23 protein-coding genes are annotated in these 19,980 nt (G+C 54.2%); 14 read left to right on the top strand and 9 right to left on the bottom strand.

The genetic code is table 11. The features are described 5' to 3' along the window. Positions 1-157: 157 nt before the first annotated feature. The 3 genes from RI501_RS07840 to RI501_RS07830 all read left to right on the top strand — a co-directional run bounded on the left by RI501_RS07840 (position 158) and on the right by RI501_RS07830 (position 2,375). Positions 158-1,504, top strand: coding sequence for an ammonium transporter (locus RI501_RS07840; RefSeq protein WP_313821479.1), 1,347 nt, complete (start codon positions 158-160; stop codon positions 1,502-1,504). A 115-nt stretch (positions 1,505-1,619) separates the two neighbouring features. Continuing rightward, a complete protein-coding gene (locus tag RI501_RS07835; protein WP_313821477.1) occupies positions 1,620-1,808 on the top strand; it encodes a hypothetical protein in 189 nt (62 codons plus the stop codon). Between the two features lie 93 nt (positions 1,809-1,901). Beyond that, positions 1,902-2,375, top strand: a complete 474-nt coding sequence (locus RI501_RS07830) for an 8-oxo-dGTP diphosphatase (protein ID WP_313821475.1) — start codon at positions 1,902-1,904, stop codon at positions 2,373-2,375. 642 nt (positions 2,376-3,017) lie between these two features. Here RI501_RS07830 and RI501_RS07825 read toward each other — a convergent pair. From RI501_RS07825 to RI501_RS07815, 3 genes are all read right to left on the bottom strand, one after another. After that, positions 3,018-3,404, bottom strand: coding sequence for a hypothetical protein (locus RI501_RS07825; protein ID WP_313821473.1), 387 nt, complete (start codon positions 3,402-3,404; stop codon positions 3,018-3,020). Next, the gene (locus RI501_RS07820) at positions 3,391-3,672 is read right to left on the bottom strand and encodes an AbrB/MazE/SpoVT family DNA-binding domain-containing protein (RefSeq protein WP_313821468.1); all 282 of its coding nucleotides are present in this window, start codon (positions 3,670-3,672) and stop codon (positions 3,391-3,393) included. Before RI501_RS07820 ends, RI501_RS07825 begins: the two co-directional genes overlap by 14 nt. 257 nt (positions 3,673-3,929) lie before the next feature. Then, a complete protein-coding gene (locus RI501_RS07815; protein ID WP_313821465.1) occupies positions 3,930-4,595 on the bottom strand; it encodes a CPBP family intramembrane glutamic endopeptidase in 666 nt (221 codons plus the stop codon). Between the two features lie 188 nt (positions 4,596-4,783). Between RI501_RS07815 and RI501_RS07810 the strand changes: the two genes are divergently transcribed. Further along, entirely contained in the window at positions 4,784-5,308 is a 525-nt protein-coding gene (locus RI501_RS07810) for a TetR/AcrR family transcriptional regulator (RefSeq protein WP_313821463.1), read from the top strand. A gap of 102 nt (positions 5,309-5,410) precedes the next feature. Further along, complete coding sequence (locus tag RI501_RS07805; protein ID WP_313821461.1) at positions 5,411-6,013, top strand: nitroreductase family protein; 603 nt, start codon at positions 5,411-5,413, stop codon at positions 6,011-6,013. Between the two features lie 68 nt (positions 6,014-6,081). On the opposite strand, the gene RI501_RS07800 is transcribed toward RI501_RS07805, so the two are convergent. Further along, the gene (locus RI501_RS07800) at positions 6,082-6,294 is read right to left on the bottom strand and encodes a hypothetical protein (RefSeq protein WP_057730052.1); all 213 of its coding nucleotides are present in this window, start codon (positions 6,292-6,294) and stop codon (positions 6,082-6,084) included. 282 nt (positions 6,295-6,576) lie between these two features. On the opposite strand from RI501_RS07800, the gene RI501_RS07795 reads away from it, so the two are divergent. Continuing rightward, positions 6,577-7,701: an NAD(P)/FAD-dependent oxidoreductase gene (locus tag RI501_RS07795; RefSeq protein WP_313821458.1), complete on the top strand. Its 1,125-nt coding sequence runs from the start codon at positions 6,577-6,579 to the stop codon at positions 7,699-7,701. Here the strand turns inward: RI501_RS07795 and RI501_RS07790 are convergent. After that, positions 7,677-8,093: a ribonuclease HI family protein gene (locus RI501_RS07790; protein ID WP_313821456.1), complete on the bottom strand. Its 417-nt coding sequence runs from the start codon at positions 8,091-8,093 to the stop codon at positions 7,677-7,679. The genes RI501_RS07795 and RI501_RS07790 overlap by 25 nt on opposite strands. A gap of 25 nt (positions 8,094-8,118) precedes the next feature. Between RI501_RS07790 and RI501_RS07785 the strand changes: the two genes are divergently transcribed. From RI501_RS07785 to RI501_RS07775, 3 genes are all read left to right on the top strand, one after another. After that, positions 8,119-8,538, top strand: a complete 420-nt coding sequence (locus tag RI501_RS07785) for an EbsA family protein (protein ID WP_313821454.1) — start codon at positions 8,119-8,121, stop codon at positions 8,536-8,538. Next, positions 8,538-10,202: a formate--tetrahydrofolate ligase gene (locus RI501_RS07780; RefSeq protein WP_313821452.1), complete on the top strand. Its 1,665-nt coding sequence runs from the start codon at positions 8,538-8,540 to the stop codon at positions 10,200-10,202. The genes RI501_RS07785 and RI501_RS07780 overlap by 1 nt, the downstream gene beginning before the upstream one ends. Positions 10,203-10,433: 231 nt before the next feature. Next, positions 10,434-11,255, top strand: a complete 822-nt coding sequence (locus RI501_RS07775) for a hypothetical protein (protein ID WP_313821450.1) — start codon at positions 10,434-10,436, stop codon at positions 11,253-11,255. Between the two features lie 81 nt (positions 11,256-11,336). On the opposite strand, the gene RI501_RS07770 is transcribed toward RI501_RS07775, so the two are convergent. Continuing rightward, entirely contained in the window at positions 11,337-12,581 is a 1,245-nt protein-coding gene (locus tag RI501_RS07770) for a glutamate-5-semialdehyde dehydrogenase (protein ID WP_313821448.1), read from the bottom strand. Between the two features lie 25 nt (positions 12,582-12,606). Continuing rightward, positions 12,607-13,404 carry a glutamate 5-kinase gene (gene proB / locus RI501_RS07765; RefSeq protein WP_313821446.1) on the bottom strand — a complete coding sequence of 266 codons (798 nt, stop codon included), beginning with the start codon at positions 13,402-13,404 and terminating at the stop codon, positions 12,607-12,609. Between the two features lie 389 nt (positions 13,405-13,793). On the opposite strand from proB, the gene RI501_RS07760 reads away from it, so the two are divergent. After that, positions 13,794-14,015: a hypothetical protein gene (locus RI501_RS07760; RefSeq protein WP_313821444.1), complete on the top strand. Its 222-nt coding sequence runs from the start codon at positions 13,794-13,796 to the stop codon at positions 14,013-14,015. 91 nt (positions 14,016-14,106) lie between these two features. Here the strand turns inward: RI501_RS07760 and gap are convergent, their stop codons facing one another. After that, the gene (gene gap, locus RI501_RS07755; protein WP_313821442.1) at positions 14,107-15,126 is read right to left on the bottom strand and encodes a type I glyceraldehyde-3-phosphate dehydrogenase; all 1,020 of its coding nucleotides are present in this window, start codon (positions 15,124-15,126) and stop codon (positions 14,107-14,109) included. 112 nt (positions 15,127-15,238) lie between these two features. On the opposite strand from gap, the gene RI501_RS07750 reads away from it, so the two are divergent. Both RI501_RS07750 and RI501_RS07745 read left to right on the top strand, forming a co-directional pair. Then, the gene (locus RI501_RS07750) at positions 15,239-16,060 is read left to right on the top strand and encodes a helix-turn-helix transcriptional regulator (RefSeq protein WP_313821440.1); all 822 of its coding nucleotides are present in this window, start codon (positions 15,239-15,241) and stop codon (positions 16,058-16,060) included. A gap of 79 nt (positions 16,061-16,139) precedes the next feature. Next, positions 16,140-17,423 (top strand): APC family permease, encoded by a 1,284-nt coding sequence (locus RI501_RS07745; RefSeq protein ID WP_313821438.1) that lies wholly within the window; start codon positions 16,140-16,142, stop codon positions 17,421-17,423. A 76-nt stretch (positions 17,424-17,499) separates the two neighbouring features. Here the strand turns inward: RI501_RS07745 and RI501_RS07740 are convergent, their stop codons facing one another. Then, positions 17,500-18,141, bottom strand: a complete 642-nt coding sequence (locus RI501_RS07740; RefSeq protein WP_313821436.1) for an FMN-dependent NADH-azoreductase — start codon at positions 18,139-18,141, stop codon at positions 17,500-17,502. 341 nt (positions 18,142-18,482) lie between these two features. Here RI501_RS07740 and lspA point away from each other — a divergent pair, with 341 nt between their 5' ends. Together lspA and RI501_RS07730 are read left to right on the top strand one after the other, a co-directional pair. Beyond that, positions 18,483-18,950 carry a signal peptidase II gene (gene lspA, locus RI501_RS07735; RefSeq protein ID WP_313821434.1) on the top strand — a complete coding sequence of 156 codons (468 nt, stop codon included), beginning with the start codon at positions 18,483-18,485 and terminating at the stop codon, positions 18,948-18,950. 2 nt (positions 18,951-18,952) lie between these two features. Next, complete coding sequence (locus RI501_RS07730; protein ID WP_313821432.1) at positions 18,953-19,876, top strand: RluA family pseudouridine synthase; 924 nt, start codon at positions 18,953-18,955, stop codon at positions 19,874-19,876. Positions 19,877-19,980: the final 104 nt, after the last annotated feature.

The following is a 19,980-nucleotide window of genomic DNA, read 5'->3' as shown; positions in this document are numbered from 1 at the left end:
AATAATAAAGGGGCTACAACTACTGATATTTTAGCAGTTGTGGCCCCTTTCTTTGTTAAATCATCTATCGAATGGCCGTCAAAAATGAAAAACAGCATGACAAACCGTCATTTTGGTGTTAGAACTTATTACATAAAGAGCAGAGAGGGCGTTGCGAATGAATCTGGCAAATACGGCATTTGTGTTAATTGCGAGTATCTTGGTCTTATTTATGACTCCCGGGTTGGCCTTCTTCTACGGTGGTCTGGTCACCGAAAAGAACGTGGTCAACACCATGTTATCCGTCTTTATTATGACGGGGGTCGCGATTGTGTTGTGGATCGCCTTGGGCTATACGCTGGCGTTTTCCGGGAACATCTTGGGCGTTGTGGGCAACCTCAAACACATTTTCATGGCCGGCGTCAATCTGGGCGGGCTGACCGCCACGAAGATTCCGATCGGCGACTATTCCCTATTTCAAATGATGTTTGCGATCATCACGCCGGCATTGTTCGTTGGGGCGATCGTCGGTCGGACACATTTTAAGTTCTTACTGGCGTTTTTGATCATGTGGTCCATCTTTATCTATTACCCGATGGTTCACTTGGTTTGGAGTCCGGACGGCTGGTTAGCCAACTTGGGTGTGCTAGACTTTGCCGGCGGGACCGTCGTGCACATCAACGCCGGGGTCACGGCGCTGATCTTATCCATCTGGTTGGGACCGCGCCTTAAGGTCGACAGCAAGAACCACTACAACTTACCGTGGGTCTTACTGGGCACGACCATTCTGTGGATCGGCTGGTACGGCTTTAACGCCGGCAGTGCGCTAGCCGTGAACAACGTGGCCATGCAAGCGGCGATTACCACCACGGTAGCGACCGGTGTATCGATGGTGGTCTGGATGATCTTAGACGTCTGGACCACCGGCAAGCCAACGTTGGTCGGGGTCTGCACCGGGACGTTGTGTGGGCTGGTCGGGATTACCCCGGCGGCCGGCTACGTCACGATTCCGGGGGCCATGGCTATTGGGGCAATTGCCACGTTAGCCAGCTATAGCTTCATCACGTTACTCAAGCCACGACTGGGCGTGGACGACGCGTTGGATGCCTTCGGGTGTCACGGGGTTAGCGGCATCGTCGGCAGTATCTTGACCGGGGTCTTCGCCACCAAGTCCGTTAACTCGGTCGTGACCACGAACGGCTTAGCCTACGGTGGCGGTTGGCACCTGTTAGGAATTCAGTTGCTGGCGACGGTCTTTACGATTGCCTTTGTTGCAATTGTGGGTAGCCTGTTGATCTGGATCTTGAAGCAGTTTATTCCAATGCGGGTTAACGCCGTTGAGGAACGCCAGGGCTTGGATGAAGGCGAGCACGGCGAACACGCCGATTACACCATCAGCCTAAACGCCAAGCTAAGCGCCTTTACCTCCGATCAAGAAAAGTACGCCCCAGAGTTTAGGGGGCAACTGGAACGGTTGCACCATGCGAGTCAACCGGCGGGGTCAAGTCTAGACCACCGTTCGTAAAACGTTAGTTTAGGTTTCATTAAGATTGGCGTGGAAGTTTGCAACTCCTCGGCGAATTTGCTACCCTGTAAATGTGGTTGGGGCCACAAATATTCGGGGAATCGGGGGAATAACTATGAAAAAAGATACTTTGGTTTTAATTGTGATGGTAGTGCTGTCAGTTCTGTTGTTGAGTCTGGTACTGATGAAGTCGCTGCTTTGGGCCGTCGGCTTTCCGGTTGCGTTCGCGGCACTGGCTGTGCTGTGCTACGGTGGCGAAGCCCTGCTCATGAAATCTAAAAACAATAATCAACGTCAAGCTTAAACTGAACGTCAAAATAAGGGAGGCCCGTGAGCCTCCTTTTTGTTTACCCGGAAACTGATATAATGGAAGAAAAAGCTTAGAGGAGTGGTTCAGATGTCCCGAACGCAACCCGTCGAATTAGTCACCATGGTCTTGGTGCGTGATCCCCAAACCAAACAAGTGCTGGTCGAAGATAAGGTCAACGTACCCTGGAAGGCCGGGCATAGTTTTCCCGGGGGACACGTCGAGGTCGGCGAAAGCGGGCTCAGTGCCGCCATCCGCGAGGTCCGCGAAGAAACCGGTTTGGTCTTGACCACCGCCGAATTCTGCGGCACCTGCGAGTGGTTCGACGTGGCCGGGGGCCGGCGCAAGTTGGGACTATTGTACCAAAGCGACCAATTCACCGGGGAGTTGCACGCTAGCACGGAGGGCCGGGTGTACTGGTTGCCCGAAAATGAACTGACGGTTGAAAACAGCGCCGAAAGCCTCTTGACGTTACTGCGGGTCTTTCGCCGCGAAACGGCCGCCGTGGTCAGCGAACAGTGGGACGGCGAACTACACGAGGATACGGGGACGACCCGCTACTGAGGTACGGGGATGCTCTGACGGTGCTTAAATAACCTATTCAGGCATTTGGAGACATTGATTCCTAAATATCGATTATTAAAAGTTGGCCCTAGAAATCGTTTAACGGTTTCTAGGGCCAACTTTTAGTTTGTCACGATATTGGTTGTTAGTTGTGAATGATTACTATGCTGGGGAATGAATACATTTTCATGATAGTTAAGAAGGGTTGTATGATTTACCCTGGTAAAGCACTAACCTAACTAGTAGGAGGAGCAGACTATGAAAAAATGTAAAAAGTGCCTTAGTAGTTGGGGTGGGCATGTTAGGGGCTACTACCGTTATGGCTTCAGCTAACAGTCAGTATTCGGCTGCGCGTTCCAATTCGGTTAAGTTGGTCTGGCGGAAAAGCATGGGCCGTCACGCCTTACCGGCAACACAAGGTGCACGTTATTCTCAACATTTGGGGATTAAATATCGACTAAAAGGCGTCGGTTGACCGCCAAACCGACATTTTTAAATCGCCCTTGACACCGATACGTGCCAAGACGATGCTTGTGTTTACACTACGGCCGCAGAGTAGTTATTGAAGACTGAGCTTATTTTTGAATCTACCAATTAAAACGACCTTAGAAATCCTTTTTGATTTCTAAGGTCGTTTTTTCGTCACTTTTGTTGGTTACGCCAAGTTGCTAAGAACTCCTGTAGACCTAATTGATCATTTAGAGTGAGTTTTCCAATAGGATGTTGTCGCAAAATTGCTGAAATATTAATGGAGTAGGCACGACCGACATCAATGTATGACTGTTTTTTCAGTCCGGCAGCCAGCCAATCATTAATTTTGTAGTAACGCGCTTGAATGGCGGGCGTTTTAGTGGAAAATTTACTCGTACAGTGAAAAACGATTGCTCGGTTATTTTTGAGTAGTAGTACCAGTGCCGGTCGATTAAAATGCTTGACTTGGCCTTTTGAGGTCATGGTGTAGGGTAGGTGAATCATGATCGAATCGTTTAGTTCTAAGTTATCAAAGGACGCGGGGCTAATCGGGATCATCACCCTTCATCCATTTATAGAATTCCGGAGATTGACTTTTATCAAAATTACCATTTTCGTCAATGTCAACGTTCTCGGTGGGCAACCCTTTGATTAAGTCATTCCAATCAAGCGGCTTGGCTTCTAAAGTCATAGAACCATCGGCAGCAACGGTTAGCTGTAGTTCGTCGCCTGATTTTAAGCCTAGGTCATGTCGCAGCTGGGCAGGGAGGACCATCTGACCTTTGCTAGACAGTTTAATACGATAACTGGTTGGTTTGTTTAACATGGTGCCAACCTCCTATTTTGTTTTACGTCTTACTTCCTACTTCTTACGCTGAGCATATAATGATTAGCGCCAAAAATCCAGAAAAATAACAGGAAGAAGGACTCGCAAATCTGTGGGATTTATCTAACCATCCTTCTCAGAATTATATTTGGTTAACCAATAAGACTTAGCTATAAAAAAGAATTGTCCCGCTAAATGATTGAAATCGTTTAGCGGGACAATTCTTTTTTTGATTGACTTCGATAATGAGTGCCAGCTTACGCGAATAACGTGACCAGAATATCCCAGGTCATGTGGACGACGATGCCGGGCCAGAGTGACCGACTCTTGGCGTACAACCAGCCGAAGAGGGCACCCAGTAGGGCAACGGAGACCAGGTTACTGAGCCAGGCCGTGGGACTCATCGGCGGAATAGTGGTGAGGTAACGGGGGATGTGCATCGCGGTGAAGGCGATGGCCTGAATGGTGTTGGCCCAAGCGAAGCTGGTGTGTTTAAGCAGGGCGTTTAAGAAGTACCCCCGGAAAACGAACTCCTCGGTGATCCCCACGACCACGAAGTAGCGGCCCCAGTACTCGGACAGAAAGCTATGACTGACGCGTAGACCGTGGTGGGCGAGCCAGAATTGGCCGAGCAGGTAGATCACGATGACCCCCCAGACGAGGTAACCGGCCGTGAAGTGCCAGTTGGGCCGCCACTGATCTCGTGGGGCGATGGCGAGCGTTTGGGGCTGGGCCTGATGGATGAACCACCAGCCACCGCCCAGCCAGACGACTAATTTGATGGCATCGAGGGTCAGCTCTTGGGACCAACCAGACAAGTGGTGCTCGATGGGGGAATTGATGACGACCTGGACCACTAACCAGGTGAGCCAGAAGCCCGCGAATTGCCAGGTTAAACGGCGACGAGAAACGATTTCAGACATAAGGACGACTCTTTTCTAATAGGATGATTACCTTCATTGTAAGCCCATTCAGTGGTTTAACGTGTAAAAAAAGCGTAAAGGTTAGCTAAAAGCAGCCTATGTTATCACTGTTTACATTTAATGTGAACAGTGATAATATAGGCTTAAAATAGTGATGGCATCAGTGTTAGCCTAAGGAGGGCGTTAAGATGACCAAACAACCGTATCACCGGGAAAACTTAGCCGCGGTAATTCAGCAGCGCGCCCGGCAAGAACTTGAGACTGCTGGCGCGGACCAAATATCGCTCCGCCAGTTGGCCCGTTTCTTGGCGGTGACGCCCGCGGCGATTTATCGTCATTTTCCCGACAAGGCCAGTCTACTGGCGACGTTACGGGCGGAGATCTTAGACGAGGTGGGGGCGGCGTTGCGAGCGGGGGTGTTGGACTCACCGGACGCGACCACCATGCTTCAGCGTTTAATTGCTAACCTGTTGGCCTATCAGCAGGACCACCCCCGCGCGGTAGCCTTCGTGCTAACGGCGCCCTGGCCGCTGCCCCAGAGTCTTAAGACGGTCTTGACCTTGTGGGGTGCTCAGGCGCAGGTGACTGTGGCGCCCGACCAAGTAGCGGCGGTGTGGACCTTTTTACTCGGCGTGTTATGTCAACCGCCCGCGACCTACACCGGTGAGTGGGTCCAACAACAGGTCACCCAACTTTTACGACCCGCAAGTTAAAATCCTTTACTTTCAAAAAGTAAGTTGATATGCTAGATTCACACCAGAGATGTTCTGCTGGTTAAACTAAAACTTAATTCTAAAAAGTGAGGACTTTACCTAATGAAAACCCAATTAATTGATTTAGCGAAACAACGTCGAAGTATCTACGCCTTAGGCCGCAACGTGACCGCCACGCCGGACGACTTAACGGACCTGATTAAAACCAACATCAAGTTGGCGCCAACGCCGTTTAACAACCAGACGACCCGGGCCGTGATCCTGTTCAACCAGGCCCACGACCGACTCTGGGACATCGTGCACGACGAACTACGTAAGGTGGTCAAGGACGATGATGCCTTCGCCAAGACGGCGGACAAGGTCAACGGCTTCAAGGCCGCGTTTGGGACGGTGTTGTTCTTTACGGATACCGCCGTGGTCAAGCAATTTGAGGACAATTTCCCACTGTACGCCGACAACTTCCGTGACTGGTCGGAACAGGCGCAAGGGAACGCGCAATTCGCGGTCTGGACGTCCTTAGCGGAAAATGGCTTGGGTGCGAACATTCAACACTATAATCCACTGATCGATGACCAGGTGCGGACCGCCTTTGATATCCCAGCGAGCTGGCAACTACGGGCCGAAATGGACTTTGGGTCCATCGAAGCGCCGGCGGGCGACAAGGACTTCATGGCCGATGCCGACCGGTTCAAGGTTTTCAAGTAACTTAAAGTCAGTCAAAAAGGGGCGTCACCAACACGAAAACGTGAAGGTGGCGTCCCTTTTGCGTGGACTCAATACTTTTGATCATAGTCCCAGATGCCGTTACAGATAGCGAGAAACTGCTTTTGGGTCAATTGCGGTTGACTCTTCTTGATGGTGCTCAGCGCCGACAACATCAGCGCGCTTACGGTGCGGCCCTCATCGAGGGTGGACGCCAATTTGACGTTGCCGTCGTCATCGGCCGTTACGGTAATCGAATACTTGGCGGAATCGGCTTCAGTCATGGTAGACACTTCCTTACAGGTTGTTAGAATTACTCTTAGTCTAACACGTTTACTGGTTGAAACTATTATAGGAAGTTTTCACCGTGGAGCTGGGGAGAACGCGGAGCGCTAGCCTGAAGATGACCGGGAGTTTAAACAAACTTAAACGCTGCTGAACCGGCCAATCGTGCAGTTTTCACCGCTTTTTCCCCCAACCCCGGACAGAATCGTCGTCGCCGCCAAAGAAGTTATGCTAGAATGAAAGCGAGTGTCAGATTGGCGGTATAAGGAGGTCGAATTTAGATGCAAAAACGAATTGCAATCATCGGTGGCGGCATCGTGGGCGCGACCGCGGCGTACTATCTCAGTACGTTACCGGGCGCCCAACATGTACAGGTGACCTTATTCGATGACGGGAACGGCCAAGCCAGTAAAGCGGCGGCCGGGATCATCTCGCCGTGGTTGTCCAAGCGCCGTAATCAGCGGTGGTATCACTTGGCTAAGGATGGGGCGGACCTGTATCCCCAATTGGTCCACGATGCGCAGCTAAGTACTGAGGTCTATCAACAGACCGGGACCATCGTCACCCGCGCTGCGTTACCAGACCTGGAAGCCCTAGATGCTTTGGCCCAGGAACGACGCAAGACTGCTCCCGCGATGGGCACGGTCCAACAGTTGACGGCCCAGGAAGTTCAAGCCAAGGTGCCGTTACTGACCAACCCACAAGCCGGGGTCTTCCTCAGTGGTGGGGCAAGAGTCGACGGCGGGGCCTTAGTTGCGGCACTGCTAACCCAGGCTAGTCAACGCAACCTGACCGTCCGACACGAACGCGTTCAGCTGGACGCTGACGAGAACGTGGTGACGTCGTTAGGCGCGCAACAGTTCGACCGGGTCATCGTCGCGGCCGGTGCCTGGTTACCCGAATTACTGAACCCGCTGCACGTTCGGACCGATGTCCGGGCTCAAAAGGGCCAGTTGATCGAACTGGCGGTTAAGGATTACCCGCTACAGGAGCGGATGCCCGTCTTGATGCCCGAAGGCGAACGGGACTTTGTGCCGTTCGGCCACGGGAAGTTAATCGTCGGGGCCACTCACGAAGACGATAAGCACTTTGATCTGAGCCTAGACGCCGCGGTCACGGCCGACCTGTTGGCCAGTGCTCAACGCCTGATGAGTGGGTTGACGGATCAGAATATTACCGGTGTGCGGGTCGGCACGCGGGCTTATACCAGCGACTTCGCGCCGTTTTTCGGTCCGTTACCGGAACACGAGCGTTTCTTAGTGGCCTCCGGGTTAGGCTCGTCGGGTTTGACCACCGGCCCACAGATCGGACGGTTACTGGCCGGCTCCGCGTTGTACGGCGGGACACCGGATTGGAGCGAATACGAAAAGCAGCTGACCACCTACTTAACGTCTTCTCTGGCGTGAAGGGCCTGGTTGGCTAGGGTGTGAGCGCCCAGGTTTTGTTTCTCGGGTACCCACTGCGTGAGGACCAATTGAAAGGGTCGTTGCGCGGCCAAGAGGGCGTCGACCTGCGGCTGATAATGTTTCGCGTACCGTTTTTCCAGACTCTGGCTCACGATTTGACTATCCGTGTAAAAGAGCACGGTGGTCGTGGCGCACTGGGCGCCTAAATCGTGAGCCAGTTGCGTAAAGGCCAGGGTGGCCACCTCGAACTCGGCCAAATGATTGGTCGTCGCGGTCAAAGCAATGCCGTGTTGGGTTTGGTGGTGGTCATGAATCAAGAGAATGCCCCCCGCGCTTAACCCGCTTTGCGGTTGGGTGGCGGCATCCGTATATAATGAATACAAAGGAATCACTCCTTTTTGTGAGGTGTTGTAAGTCATGATAACCCAAGAACGTCGGTTTTTGTACCAACCCAACCCCATTAGCAGCGTCATTAATTGGAGCTGGACGCTGATTGTCCTACTCATCGGCGCTATTTTCTGGTTGGAAGTTACCCATTTTAACTGGATTACCTTAGCCTTCTTCGTGGCCTTTGCGGGCCTGTGTTGGCTAGAGATTCACTTTCGCAATATCACCATGGCCCACCAGGTGCTGACCGTCAGCACCGTCTTGAATCACCGTCACCTGGTGATCCCACTGCGACAAATCAGTAGCGTGACCCTCTCGCGGTATCGGTTAGGTATCGTCGCTCAGGGCCGCATCTATCAATTTTTATTACCACGTAACTCGGCCATCGAGTTGGCGAGTCTGATTCAGACCGCCATCGATCACCCGCATTCTGAGGAGGAATCAGTTTAATGACCTTGAACACAGATATTGCGATTTCCCAAGCCACTCCGTTGGAACCGATCGAAAAGATTGCTGCCAAAGTCGGTTTAACGCCCGAGCAGATCGACCCTTACGGCCATACCAAGGCGAAAATTAACCTGCCCCTGACCGGGCAACACCAGTTGGGTAAACTGGTCTTGGTCACTTCGATCAACCCTACGCCGGCCGGTGAAGGCAAGTCGACGGTGGCCATCGGGTTGGGGGATGCCTTAAACCTAATTGGTCACAAGACCGTCTTAGCCTTACGGGAACCGTCCTTAGGCCCCGTGATGGGCTTAAAGGGGGGTGCGACCGGGGGTGGCCACGCCCAGGTGGTCCCGATGGAAGACATCAACCTGCACTTTACGGGCGACATGCACGCGTTGACCGAGGCTCACGATACCCTAGCGGCTCTGATTGATAACCACATCCAACAAGGAAACGAATTACATTTAGACCCGCGGCAGATCGTGTGGAAACGCGTGCTCGACATCAACGACCGGGCCTTGCGTCAAACCGTGATTGGCTTGGGCGGCCGGACGTCCGGCGTGCCGCGTCAAGACGGGTTCGACATCACCGTGGCCAGCGAATTGATGGCGGTGTTGTGTCTGAGTGAAGACCTGACCGACTTGAAGCGCCGGGTCAATCGCATCCTGATCGGGTATAACACCGACAAGGAACCCGTCACGGTCGGTGACTTGAAGGTCGGCGGGGCGATCACCCTGCTCCTCAAGGACGCCATCAAGCCGAACCTGGTCCAAACGCTGGAACACAACCCGGCCATTATCCACGGGGGGCCGTTCGCCAACATCGCGCACGGCTGTAACTCGGTTCTAGCGACCCAAACGGCGCTGAAGTTGGGCGACTACGCCGTCACGGAAGCCGGTTTCGGGGCCGACCTCGGGGGCGAAAAGTTCATGGACATCAAGACCCCCGTCTTAGGCAAAACGCCGGACGCCGTGGTCATCGTCGCCACGGTCCGGGCGTTGAAGTATAACGGTGGCGTCAAGCGCGCCGATTTAGAGACCGAGAATTTGGCAGCCTTAAAACAGGGAAGTGCCAATCTCTTACGGCACATCCACAGCATGCAACAGTACGGTGTGCCGGTGGTTGTAGCCATCAACCGCTTCACTAGCGATACCGACGCGGAGATCCAAACGTTGACCGACATCGTCAAGGCCCAAAACGTGGCCGTGGCCACCACGACCGAATGGGCCGATGGCGGGGCCGGGACCACCGATTTGGCCGAAGCCGTGGTCAAAGCGGCCAACCAGGAAAGTCACTTTACGCCGTTGGTTGAACCGGGCACGGACCTGTTAACGCAGGTTAAGGCCATCACCCAGAAGATTTACGGGGGCGCCAAGGTGGAACTGTCGAGTAAGGCGCAACGGCAATTGAAGACCTTTGCCAAGCGCGGCTGGGACCACTTACCGGTCTGCATGGCCAAGACCCAGTACTCGCTGACCGACGACGCCCACCAGTTGGGGGCCCCGACGGACTTCACCATCCACGTGCGCGAATTCTCGCCACGCTTGGGGGCCGGCTTCGTGGTCGCCTTGACCGGGAACGTGTTGACTATGCCGGGCCTGCCGAAGCATCCGGCGGCGCTCGACATGGACATCGCGGCCGACGGGACGATTACGGGACTGTTCTAAAATTAGAGTGATTAAAAAAGTGGCATCCTGTTGTGGATGCCACTTTTTTAGGTTGTCGAGTTGACAGATGGTTTTAAGGGGAACTTTAAGGGGAACTGACCGGTAGCGATACTGATATCCAGCTCAATTATGACCCGCAGCCAAACTAATTTTGCCTTTTCGTGAGCTGACTAGCGACTAACGGCTAAACTAAGGTTGTTAAAAATATTAGAGATGAGGAGAATTAAACACATGACCCCAAAAACAATGTTCAAAGTCATCGCCCTGGCGTCCCTGCTCGTGGCCCTAGGCGGCATGTTTCCCAGTCAGGCCCAGGCCAAAAGTTACCAGATTGGCGGCCAGGTGGTTCAAGATTATGACCTTAACAATTATAAATATTATAAGGTCAAACGCACAACTCCAGTAGTGTTTCTCTACGCCAACAACACCAAGAAGACGCGGCAACTCGCCAAAGGCACCGTCGTCATTGGAAATAAGTTCAAAGGGTCGGCCGTCGAAAAGCCCGCTATTAGCTTTTATTTAGGTCAGCTTGATTATAAGTTTCTAAATAAAGGGCGGCCGAAACACGTCGAGCTTTTGTCCACCAGTGGCGCGATCGGGTCAACTCGGCCACAGGATTACCAACGCATTGCCCGGCCCGCTTATTTACCGGCGCTGAGTCTGGGGACCTTGCGGCAGATGAAGTTTACGACCAATCCCAATCAAGATGACAAGGTTTATTCCCAGTTAAAGATTACCAGTAATGGTTTCACCGAGTTCACCCGTTTTAAAAACCCGAACGCCGTTAATGGGGACCAACGGCCACAGTTTCAAGTCAAGATTCAAAAGGCTACTAATCGGGGCAACACGCGTCAGCTCTACTTTGCTCAAAAGGTCCCTGGCTGGGGGATGCAGCGGGTCCATCAGAGCGGCAAGCTGAAGTATCGGTTGACCGTCGTTAATCAGCACCGTCCATTCCGCACGGACGGCGACCCGGATGACCCGAACACGCTTTTTTGGAGTCGGTACACGGTGGGTGGCAAGACCCTGGTCACGATTATTGGGCAACCCTGAGGCCGATTGCAGGATTAAGGCGTTAAACGAAAATGGCACCGTCAACCGGAAACGGGGTGACGGTGCCATTTTTAGTTCGCGTCAGGCGCGAACCTGGCCGTCGCCGTCGATCACGTACTTGTACGAGGTCAATTCGGCGAGGCCCATCGGTCCACGGGCGTGTAATTTTTGGGTCGAGATGCCGATTTCGGCGCCGAAACCAAACTCGAAGCCGTCGGTGAAGCGCGTCGAGGCGTTGAGGTACACGCAGGCCGCGTCGATCCGTCGCTGGAACAGCTTGCCGGCGCGGTAGTTGTTGGTGACGATGGCCTCGGAGTGGTGGGTGGTGTACCGGTTGATGTGTTGAATGGCGGCCGCCTCGGAGGGCACGACCTTGATGGCGATAATCAAGGCGTTGTATTCCGTTGCCCAGTCGGTGGCTACCGCGGGAATCACGTCGGGGACGATGGCGCGAGTGGCCGCATCCCCCCGCACCTCGACGCCTTGGGCGCGCAGGGCTTGGACGATGGTGGGCAGGTAGTCCGCTGCGATGGCTTGATGGATCAGGAGCTTTTCGGTGGCGTTGCAAACGGCGGGGTGCTGGACTTTGCCGTTGACCACGATGGCGGTCGCCATGGGCAACTCGGCAGCGGCATCGACGTAAACGTGGCAGTTGCCGGCCCCGGTCTCGATGACCGGAACGGTGGCCTGGCGCAACACGGTCTGAATCAACCGGGCGCTACCGCGAGGAATCAGCACGTCGATGTAGTCGGTCAGTTGCATGAATTTGGCCGCCGTTTCGTGGCTGGTGTCTTGGAGGAGCTGGATGGCGTTGGGGTCGATCTGAGCCGCAGTCAGGGCGTCGCGCAAAATCGTGACTAAGGCAAGGTTGGACTGAAGGGCTTCCTTACCGCCGCGGAGGATTACAGCGTTCCCCGTTTTAAAGCATAGGGCCGAGGCATCGACCGTCACGTTGGGCCGGGCCTCAAAGATCATGCCGATGACGCCCAGCGGGACTCGTTGCTTGGCGATCAGGAGACCCGCGGCGTTACGCCAGGCGTGATCGACGTTACCAATCGGGTCGGGTAACGCCGCCACCTGCCGCAGTCCGGTGGCCATGGCTTGAATCCGCGCGGGGGTCAGACGTAAGCGGTCGACAAATTTGGCAGGAACTTGGGGGTTAGCCAGGTCGTGAGCGTTGGCCGCCAGGATGGTGTCCTGGTGGGTCAGTAAGGCGTCGGCCATGCGTTGCAGGATCGTGTTCTTCTGGGGGGCGGTCAGGTCGCCGAGTGCGAAACTGGCCGTTTGGGCGTTTTGGCCCAGAGTTGCTAAATCAATGGTCGTCATATCAGTGCCTCCTTAGGCGTCGGGGTTAGCCAAACAGGGTGCCGACGGAATCGCCAGCTAGGATCTTGAAGATGATGGTGGGGTCGGCCCCGTTGGCCAGGATCATCTGACCGTTGGCGGCCAACATGCGCTCGGCCGCCTTGAGCTTGGTGACCATGCCACCGGTGCCAAACCGACTCCCACTACCACCGGCGAGGTCGTCGATGTGGTCGTCGATGATGGCGATGTGGGAAAGTAATTTAGCCGTACTGGTGGCCTGGGGGTTGCCCGTGTAAAACCCGTCGATGTCCGACAACATAATCAACAGGTCCGCCCCGAGGTTGGTGGCGACGATGGCCGAGAGTTGGTCGTTATCGCCGAACTTGGTCTCGTGGTCCAGTTCGTCTACCGCCACGGTGTCGTTTTCGTTAACGATGGGGACCACGTTTTGGTGTAAAAGCGACGCAAACGTGTTCAAGACGTTACGGTGGCTCTTGGGATAGGTGAAAATGTCGCGCGTTAGGAGAACCTGACCCACCTTTTGTTCGTAGGTGGCGAAGCGTTCTTTATAGATGGCGATGAGTTCGGTCTGGCCGATGGCGGCGATGGCCTGCTGTTCCGGAATGGCCTGGGGACGTTGGTGATAGCCCATATAGTTCAGGCCGACCCCGATGGCCCCCGACGAGACCAGGACGACTTCGCGGCCGTGATGGCGCAGGGCGCTGACCACAAAGGCCAGTTGGTCGATGGCCCGCAGATTGATGGCGCCGTCGGGATAGACCAGGGTGCTGGTGCCGACCTTGATGACGATGCGGTGGGCGGATAACGGTTGACGTGTTGACATGACTTGCCACCTACTTTTCGAGAATTTGGCGTTGCGTATGACTCATATCATTGCCCACTTGCGGCGAAAAAACAAGTCTCATTTTTTCAGTGCTGGGGGTGTCGTCGTGAGGAGTGGTCATCACTTCCTGAGGCGGTTGCTAAACGCCGAATTTAAGGCGAACTAGCGATTTTTCCTCGGAAGACCAGACAAACGCCACGTTTCCGGGTAAACTAGGGGTAACGAAACTAGCGTAAAGGAGTCGAAAGCCGATGGGACTGAAAATCATAGGCGCCATTTTAGTCGCGGTGTTCGGTGGGGCGGTTACCATGGTCACGATTATGGCCTGCGAGAAGTTCGCCCGCCAGCTGATTGCCTAACGGGACCTGGACTCGAATTCGTTAACGGCGTTGGCACTGACCATCGGGCTCATTGGGCTGGACGGGGCCGTGCTGATTCTTGCGTCGCTGGGGCTGTGGGCGTTAAACGTCGAAAGCTTTGGCTGGGCGCAGCGGACCCGCAACGTTTACGTAGTCCTAGGCCTGGGCGGGGACTCCGCCCTGGTGACGTTGGGCATTCTTTACCAGACGTTGAAGCAACTCTGGGGCTACTTACGACGGGACCGTTCATAAAGTCTGGTTCTCTGGTAAATTGATTAGTCCTTGGGGGAATAATAAGTTGAAAAAAGGGTGCCGGTTGAGCACCCTTTTATAATGAGTATGGTTAAAGTTGGGCTAAGTGCAGTAACGTTCGAATCAACTGGCAAGTAAACCCGTATTCGTTATCGTACCAAGCCACGGTTTTGATCAACTGGGTCGTCCCAGCTGTTACGACGGTGGTTTGCGTGGCGTCAAAGATGGAACCGGCTGGGTTGCCCAAAATATCGCTCGATACAATTTCGTCAGAAGTCCAGGAAAATCCCGGATTGGTCTGAGTATACGGGTAGAGATGTTGGTTGACTTGTTCCGCGGTGAGATGGGGCGTCTGGACGACGCTAACCAGTTCGGTCAACGACCCGTCAACCACCGGTACCCGTTGCGCGTGGCCGGTGAGTTTGCCAGCTAGCCGTGGGAGCACTAACCCAATGGCCTTAGCGGCACCCGAAGAATGGGGGATAATATTGGTGGAAGCGGTGCGATTTGCCCGGCGGGTCTGACTGTGGGGACCGTCCAGAATCGTTTGTGATGCGGTAAAGGCATGAACGGTGGTCATGGTTCCTACAATTAGCTTAAACTCGGCGTCGAGTGCCGCGGCCATGGGGGCGAGACAGTTGGTGGTACACGACCCTGCCGAGACCAGATGATCGTTCGCCGTTAACGTTTGATCGTTGACGCCCGCCACGATAGTTTTCACATCGTCACCGGCGGGAGCCGAGATCAAGACCCGTTGGGCACCAGCAGCGAGATGGGCTTGGGCCTTGCGTGCCGAGGTATAGAACCCGGTACATTCCAGCACGATGGTCACGCCGTCCTGGGCGACCCAGGGAAGGTGGCGCGCATCGGCCTGTGCGTAGACGGGGATTTCTTGGCCGTCGACCGAAATTACCGTAGCTGTGGCCGTGACGGTTCCCTGGAAGCGGCCGTGTGTCGAGTCGTATTGTAGAAGATAAGCTAGCATGGCCGGATCGCTCAGGTCGTTAATCGCCACGACCTGAACATCGTGGGTGTCCCGTAATTCCCAAAGCCGCCGGAAAGCCAACCGACCAATGCGGCCAAAGCCGTTGATTCCGATTTTAATTGTCATCATAGTGACCTCCTAAAATTTAAGTACGGTTATAGTATCGTTGCTGGAGACACGATTAGGTAGAGTGAGGTGACCCTAGGATCAGTTGTCCTAGGCTGAAAGGAGTTTACACATGAACGAACAGGTTTTAGGCCATTTTTTACGGTATAAACGCACCACGGCAACGCTGAACGATTTTGACATTACGCCCACCTCCCGGCGAAGAACGCCGGGATTGACGCGCGATGAGGTTTCCGCGTTAGCGCACGTTAGTAGCGACTGGTACACTAGAATCGAGCAGGGGCGGGCTAAAAGCCAGGTATCCCGCGAGGTCCTACTATCCCTCTGTCAGGCCCTGCGACTTTCGAACGCCGAGACGCACTATGTCTTTCATTTAGCGGGACAGTTACCACCGGCGCTGGCGACCACGGCTAAGGACTTAACGGATTTATTAATGGCGCAGCTCCCCCGGCCGGCTTACGTGTTGGGCGCGCATTTTCAAATTGAACAGACCAATCCAAGTTATGCCCGGTTGTATCAATTTACGCCGGCAGTAACGGCCCTCGAAAATAATCTGATTTGGCATTTGTTTCATCAGCGCGCCTGGCGGCAACTTTTTCAAGATTGGGACCAAGTGGTTGCGACTCAGGTGGCTCGTTTTCGGCAGGTCTACAGTCAAGATGCGTCGGCGGTCGACCTGTACCAAGTCTTTCAAGCCGTCCAAACTGACCCAGCTTTTCAGAGGCCCTGGCAACGGCTGACCGTTGCAGATTTGACACCTCAACGCCTGTTATTAAACAGTCAATGGGGGAACCTATATCTTGTAGAGACACCCTTGATTGTGCCGACCACCCAGCAAATCGTCATGATTCAAACGCCAGGGGATGCGGCAACGGCGACCCGGTTAGCACGAATTAATGCGCGTGATGGGGCCCACTCCAATCGTTCAAGTTGACGCCAGGGGCTTCCTGGATAATAATTAATTTCGTCACCGGTTAAGCCAGTGATGGGAGTTGATTAATTTAGGAGATGGTATGGTGAAAGCCAAGTTTGGGATGCTCAGTGTGATCTTACTGGGCATCAATTCAATTATTGGGTCAGGAATCTTTTTATTGCCGGGTCAAGCGGAAAAACTGATTGGACCGGCCAGCATTTTAGTCTTTATTTTCGATATGTTACTGATCATCTCCATCGCGTTGTGCTACGCCGAAGACGCAACCTATTTTCAGGAAAACGGGGGGCCGTACCTCTACGCCAAGGAAGCCTTCGGCAATTTTGTGGGCTACGAGGTCGGTTTTAGCGTCTGGGCCATCAGTATCATTGCCTGGGCGACCATGTCTAACGCCTTTACCACGGCACTAGGAGCCATCTTTCCGGTTCTTAACCAGCCGTTGTGGAAGGACCTGATGATTTTAGCCTTGCTAGGGACCCTGACGCTGATTAATGTTTCGGGGGTAACGCTGACTAAATTAGTCAATAACGTGGTCACGATTGCCAAGTTGATCCCGTTACTGATCTTCGTGGGGGTCGGCGTCTTCTTCATCAACGGCGCGCACTTTACGCCGTTCGTGGTAACCACCGGTAGCTTTGGCGGTTCGTTTGGGTCCGCGGCCATTTTGATTTTCTACGCCTTCACCGGTTTTGAAGCCTTGGCGATTGCGGCGCAGGAATTTCGGAACCCGCAACGCACGATTCCGTTGGCCATCATCGTGGTTTTAGCGGTCGTGGCGTTACTCTACATCCTGATTCAGGTGGTCTCCATCGGGGTTCTGGGGCCGCAGCTGGCCACCAGTAGCGCGCCGATTCAAGACGGCCTGGAACGGATGATTGGCCCGGCCGGCAAAACGTTGGTGGCCGTAGGAACCATCGTGTCGATCTTAGGGATTGCCACGGCGCAGTCCTTCTACCTGCCACGGATCGGGGCATCGATGGCCGATAACGGCGTGATGCCCAAGATCGTCGGCTACCGCAACCGGCAAAACGTGCCCGCCGTGGCCATGCTGATCTCGTTTGTGATTGCCTATCCACTGGCGATTTCCGGGACGTTCCAGACGTTAGCGGCCATTTCGGTGGTGTCGCGCTTCGCCCAGTACATCCCGACCATCTTGGCCGTCTTGATTTTTCGGCGGCGCAAGGTTCAACAGGGCAGCCACTTCCGGGTGCCGTTCGGGCCGGTCTTACCCGTCTTGGCGGTCCTAGTCAGTCTCTGGCTATTGTCGAAGGCCTCGGTCTTCCAGCTGGTCATGGGGCTGGGGTGCCTGGTCATCGCCATGCCGTTCTACTGGTTCTTGGAACGCGGTCGGCGCTCTACTCACTAGTAAGTACGAAAAACACGTTTTCCGGGTCCGCCACGGCGGTTGGAAAACGTGTTTTTTAAATTCGGAAAGTTTCAGATTAGAAGTTACGTCCCGCTTCTTCGGCGCGGCTGAAGGCCTTGGCCATGATATCAGGGGCATTCGCTGGGTCATGATCCATGCCTTCGGCGTAAACGCCGGTAAAGTCGTCCACGCCCATCACGTGCAAGACGGCTTGTAAGTATTGGTGACCTAAGTCTAGGTGACTGAGATCTGGGCCGCCAGCGGTTCCGTGATAGTCGCCACCGGAGGTCTGCAAGTGAATGGCCTTCTTGCCCGTTAAGACACCGGCCATGGTCCCTTCCTGGGTGTAGTGGAAGGTGTCCGGAATTTGCATGACCATGTCGAGGTAACTCTTCATTTCGGTTGGCACAAACAGGTTGTACATCGGGTTGACGAAGACGTACTTATCGGCGGCAACAAATTCGTCGATCCAGGCCTGGCGGGCGGCCTTATACCGTTCTTCGTTGGGATTTAGCGGTTGAGTAACCAGGGCCTTATTGTAGATGGCCACGGCAATCTTATCCAACGGGAACGGCATGTATTCCGAGACGTTGTGTTCGATGATCTGGTCTTCGGGATGCGCGGTGCGGTAGGCCGTGATAAATTGCTGGTAGAATTTATCCGTCGTTGAATAGGTTTTCGTTTCAGGGTGAGCATAAATTACTAATACTTTAGTCATTAATAACTCCTCTTTTCTTAACGATAAGTTAATTATATCAGTAAGCGCTTACATTATAAAGCTATCTGGTTAGAATTTTCAGGTTGGGGGCGGTGTCTGACACCCGAGGGTCTAGCGAAGAGACCGCAAGGGGGACCGTGACGCCCTTGTGACGAGTGGCTTTCATGGCCTTCAACCAGCGTCGAGAAGCCGTGAAAGGTGGAAAGGGAAAACGAGTTGCCGGATCAGTCGCTCCGGTCGAGAAGTTTACCGGTGAAATTGCCAGGTTAAGGCCGCGGGAAGGCGTTTTTTCTGGTATACTTTTAGCCAATGACTAAACTCAAAAGGGGGGATTTCGGTCCATGCTGATTTTTGATTCCATTCTGATTATCGTGTTAATCGTGATCGACCAACTGATTAAACACGCGGTGGTGGCCAATATTGCGTTGGGGGGCCAGCATCCGGTCGTTAGCGGCGTCTTCTCGCTGACCCATCTGCGTAACGACGGGGCGGCCTGGAGCATCTTACAGGGCCAGATGTGGTTCTTTACCGTGATTGCCATCGTGGCTTTGGGGGTCATGGGCTGGTTTTTCTGGCGCTACCGGCACCAAAAAGACCACTGGATCGACGAACTGGGTTTGGCCTGCATGATGGCCGGCACGGTCGGTAACTTCATCGATCGGCTGACCCAGGGCTACGTGGTCGACATGTTCCAACTTGATTTTGTGAATTTTCCAATCTTTAACTTTGCGGATTCCTGCCTGACGGTGGGGGTCATCTTGATTATGATCGGCGTCTTTTTGGCCGATCGACGGGAGGCTAACCAATAAACATGGACATTAAAGAGTTTACGGTGGATCAAAAATTACGGCTCGATAAGCTGGTAGCGGTCAAGGAACCCGAGATTTCCCGGTCCCAGGCCAAATCAGCCATCGAAGCCGGCCAGATTACGGTCGACGGTCAGACGGTGCGGCCTAAGGACGTGGCAGCCGTGGGAGCGCTGGTGCGCATCGCCTTACCGGACCCGCAGCCGATTGATCTAACGCCCGAGGATATCCCCTTAGACATCGTTTACGAAGACGACGACGTGATCGTGGTCACTAAACCCCAGGGAATGGTGGTCCACCCCGCGCCGGGGCACCCCAACCACACGTTGGTCAACGCCCTGCTGTACCACAGCCCCTTATCGCAAATTAACGGGGAGCTACGGCCCGGCATCGTCCACCGCATCGACAAGGACACGTCGGGCCTATTGATGGTGGCTAAAAACGACCACGCCCATCATAGCTTATCCGACCAACTCCACGCCAAGACCAATCTGCGCGAGTATCTGGCCATCGTCCACGGGAACTTTAAGGAAGATGAGGGCGTGATTCGCGCGCCGCTCGGCCGGTCACCCAAGGACCGGAAGAAGCAGGCCGTCGTAGCCGATGGGCGGCCCGCCGTGACCCATTTTCGGGTGTTGGAACGCTACAGCGACTACACCCTGATCGCCTGTCGCTTGGAGACCGGGCGGACTCACCAGATCCGTGTCCACCTGGCCTACATCGGCCATCCGGTCGCCGGCGATCCGCTGTACGGACCCAAGAAGACTTTGAAGGGCCACGGCCAATTCCTACATGCGCGCGAACTGGGCTTTAAGCAGCCCACCACGGGTGAACAACTGGACTTTACCTGCCCGGTACCGCCGATTTTTCACGACACCGTCCAACGCTTACGGCGCCAAGCGGGATTGCCGGTTGACAAAGCCATTTAGTTTTTTTATGCTAAACTTAATATCAAACGATATCAAACGGGTTTGCCGGTAGTTGGGCGGGCGGGTTTCTTCACCATTTTTGCCGAAGAAGCCCGCCCGTTTCC

Origin of the sequence: Levilactobacillus zymae, from assembly GCF_032190635.1 — a bacterium.
Taxonomy (GTDB): domain Bacteria; phylum Bacillota; class Bacilli; order Lactobacillales; family Lactobacillaceae; genus Levilactobacillus; species Levilactobacillus zymae_A.
Note: the sequence above shows the minus strand (reverse complement) of the source record. Positions and strands in the feature narration are given on the sequence as shown.

Excerpts from the sequence above, each read along its gene's own strand:
- RI501_RS07840 (WP_313821479.1), top strand. The coding sequence starts at position 158 with ATGAATCTGGCAAATACGGCATTTGTGTTAATTGCGAGTATCTTGGTC.
- RI501_RS07835 (WP_313821477.1), top strand. The coding sequence starts at position 1,620 with ATGAAAAAAGATACTTTGGTTTTAATTGTGATGGTAGTGCTGTCAGTT.
- RI501_RS07830 (WP_313821475.1), top strand. The coding sequence starts at position 1,902 with ATGTCCCGAACGCAACCCGTCGAATTAGTCACCATGGTCTTGGTGCGT.
- RI501_RS07825 (WP_313821473.1), bottom strand. The coding sequence starts at position 3,404 with ATGATCCCGATTAGCCCCGCGTCCTTTGATAACTTAGAACTAAACGAT.
- RI501_RS07820 (WP_313821468.1), bottom strand. The coding sequence starts at position 3,672 with ATGTTAAACAAACCAACCAGTTATCGTATTAAACTGTCTAGCAAAGGT.
- RI501_RS07815 (WP_313821465.1), bottom strand. The coding sequence starts at position 4,595 with ATGTCTGAAATCGTTTCTCGTCGCCGTTTAACCTGGCAATTCGCGGGC.
- RI501_RS07810 (WP_313821463.1), top strand. The coding sequence starts at position 4,784 with ATGACCAAACAACCGTATCACCGGGAAAACTTAGCCGCGGTAATTCAG.
- RI501_RS07805 (WP_313821461.1), top strand. The coding sequence starts at position 5,411 with ATGAAAACCCAATTAATTGATTTAGCGAAACAACGTCGAAGTATCTAC.
- RI501_RS07800 (WP_057730052.1), bottom strand. The coding sequence starts at position 6,294 with ATGACTGAAGCCGATTCCGCCAAGTATTCGATTACCGTAACGGCCGAT.
- RI501_RS07795 (WP_313821458.1), top strand. The coding sequence starts at position 6,577 with ATGCAAAAACGAATTGCAATCATCGGTGGCGGCATCGTGGGCGCGACC.
- RI501_RS07785 (WP_313821454.1), top strand. The coding sequence starts at position 8,119 with ATGATAACCCAAGAACGTCGGTTTTTGTACCAACCCAACCCCATTAGC.
- RI501_RS07780 (WP_313821452.1), top strand. The coding sequence starts at position 8,538 with ATGACCTTGAACACAGATATTGCGATTTCCCAAGCCACTCCGTTGGAA.
- RI501_RS07775 (WP_313821450.1), top strand. The coding sequence starts at position 10,434 with ATGACCCCAAAAACAATGTTCAAAGTCATCGCCCTGGCGTCCCTGCTC.
- RI501_RS07770 (WP_313821448.1), bottom strand. The coding sequence starts at position 12,581 with ATGACGACCATTGATTTAGCAACTCTGGGCCAAAACGCCCAAACGGCC.
- proB (WP_313821446.1), bottom strand. The coding sequence starts at position 13,404 with ATGTCAACACGTCAACCGTTATCCGCCCACCGCATCGTCATCAAGGTC.
- gap (WP_313821442.1), bottom strand. The coding sequence starts at position 15,126 with ATGACAATTAAAATCGGAATCAACGGCTTTGGCCGCATTGGTCGGTTG.
- RI501_RS07750 (WP_313821440.1), top strand. The coding sequence starts at position 15,239 with ATGAACGAACAGGTTTTAGGCCATTTTTTACGGTATAAACGCACCACG.
- RI501_RS07745 (WP_313821438.1), top strand. The coding sequence starts at position 16,140 with ATGGTGAAAGCCAAGTTTGGGATGCTCAGTGTGATCTTACTGGGCATC.
- RI501_RS07740 (WP_313821436.1), bottom strand. The coding sequence starts at position 18,141 with ATGACTAAAGTATTAGTAATTTATGCTCACCCTGAAACGAAAACCTAT.
- lspA (WP_313821434.1), top strand. The coding sequence starts at position 18,483 with ATGCTGATTTTTGATTCCATTCTGATTATCGTGTTAATCGTGATCGAC.
- RI501_RS07730 (WP_313821432.1), top strand. The coding sequence starts at position 18,953 with ATGGACATTAAAGAGTTTACGGTGGATCAAAAATTACGGCTCGATAAG.